This window comes from Streptomyces sp. NPDC045701 (genome assembly GCF_056432045.1).
Genome location: NZ_JBWKJV010000173.1, coordinates 1 through 2,014 on the forward strand (window position 1 = coordinate 1; position 2,014 = coordinate 2,014).

The 2,014-nt window shown below is 59.1% G+C and carries 1 protein-coding gene and 1 pseudogene; one reads left to right on the plus strand and one right to left on the minus strand.

Annotated elements, in window-relative coordinates; all coding sequences use genetic code 11:
• Positions 1–388 precede the first annotated feature (388 nt).
• Positions 389–1,864 carry a DUF2079 domain-containing protein gene (locus AC07DW_RS34175; RefSeq protein WP_478861485.1) on the plus strand — a complete coding sequence of 492 codons (1,476 nt, stop codon included), beginning with the start codon at positions 389–391 and terminating at the stop codon, positions 1,862–1,864.
• Positions 1,865–1,942: 78 nt separating this feature from the next.
• Here AC07DW_RS34175 and AC07DW_RS34180 read toward each other — a convergent pair.
• Positions 1,943–2,008, minus strand: a pseudogene (locus AC07DW_RS34180) (hypothetical protein); the annotation flags it as partial.
• Positions 2,009–2,014 lie beyond the last annotated feature (6 nt).

A 2,014-nucleotide genomic window follows, 5' to 3' on the forward strand; every position in this document is an offset into this window, starting at 1 on the left:
TCCTACGGCCGGATACCAGACGTGACGACCGCACCCCATGATCCCGAACCCGCTGGCGCAGCATCAACCGAGCACTGAATTAGCCACCAGGGTCAGCAAGGCGTACCCGACAGGGATCAGGGGGACTGACCTGCAACGCAGCATGACCACCACGACTATGAATCAGCCCTGGGCCAGCAGGCCAGGGGCTAAGCCCCGAAGGCGCTTGCCGGTAGCCGGACCAGCTGCCGGGTTCCCTTCACCAAAGTGGCGGTCCTGTCCGCCGACAAGCCGGTGGGAGCACCCCCGGCAGCAGATAGTAATAAGCCGCAGGGACCCGTACGGGTGGGAGTGTGGCAGTTCTCCTGAGTGTATCTTCCGGATCTCTCCAGAGGAGGTCATGGTAGCTGTGTCTGCTTCTTTGGCCGTATGGGGGATGCCCGTGGTGAGTTCCGCTATTCGTCAGCAGCCACGCTTGTTCCTTGAAGCACCGAGGACTGCTCATGACGCATCAGCTCCTGGCTGGTGGTGGGCTTGCGCTCTGTTTGTTATCTACTCTTCGTTCAGTCTGGTACAGCATTATCGTCTGGGTACGAACGGGTTCGATCTCGGTATCTTCACGCAGGCCGTACGGGGGTATGCGGAACTGGGTATTCCCTACTCCGACATTAAGGGATGGAACTATAACCTTTATGGGGATCATTTTCATCCGGTGCTGATTTTACTGGTGCCGCTTTACTTGGCGGCTGGCGCGGCAGAGACGCTTCTGGTGGCGCAGTCGGCTCTTCTGGCGGTCGCGGTGGTACCTTTGGCTAAACTCGCCGGAAAACAGCTGGGGAGAAACGGGTCCCACGCGGTTGCGGCCGCATATGGCCTGTCCTTCGGTGTTCAAAGCGCTCTCGCCTTCGATTTTCACGAGGTCGCCTTTGCTGTACCTCTGCTCGCCTACAGTTTGACGGCGCTGGTGGAGCGGCGGTGGAAAGCAGTAACATGGTGGACGCTGCCGCTTCTCGCCGTGAAAGAGGAAATGAGCCTCACCGTGGCAACGATCGGTGTGGTGCTGGTATGGAGGGGCAGAAAGACGCAGGGACTGAGGATTTTGGGTACGGGCTTGCTCTGCTTCGCTCTGGTCGTGGGACTGTTGATTCCCAGTGTCAACCCTGAAGGGGTCTATCCATACCTCAATAACTCGGCGTCCGGTGGATCACTGAGCTCCGACCGCTCCCTCATCAGTCGGCTGGTCAGCATCCCCCAGTTGATAGTCACGCCGTCGGAGAAAACCACCACGCTGTTGCTGTTGGGCTTGCTAACAGGAATGTTGAGCCTGTTTTCTCCCTTGGTCTTGGTATCCGTACCCACAATCCTAGTCAGATTCCTGTCCGACAATCCCTCCTATTGGGGAACCGGATTCCACTACAATCTTGCTCTCATGCCGGTACTGCTCGCTGCCGCCCTGGATGCACAACCGAAACTGGCATACAGCAACTGGTCATGTCTGCGTAATCTTTCCCGGCACACAGCCGCCGTGCTGTTGTGCGCAGCAGCGCCGCTCACCCCTTCGGCGCCTCTGCAGAACTTCCTGCTGCATCCCGTGAAGGCATTCACCTTCGACTCCCACGTGAGAGGAGCGCATCTACTGCTGAAAGAGATTCCTGACAAAACAGTCGTCGAGGCAACCAGCCGCCTGAGTCCTCACCTGGCACATCGGACCCGTGTCTATCTGTGGCCCGTTACTGACCGGCGCGCCGACTGGGTAATCTACGACCTGAGAGAGCCTTGGCCCACGCGAGAATACCAACTGGCACGGCTGGCGCATCTCCTCAAAAATGGCTACCGGCATGTACGGACCCACGAGGAAATCGTCTTGCTCAAGCGCGTGCAATAGCGAGTCTCGGAAGTTGAGCGGTGGACGCCTGTTCTTCGCCTGATCGTGCTTTTCCTTGGCGAGGAGTTCGCGTCGTTGGCGGGTGCGGTAGGAGTCGCCGGTGAGGGTGAGGACCTCGGCGTGGTGGACGAGGCGGTCGGTCATGGCGGC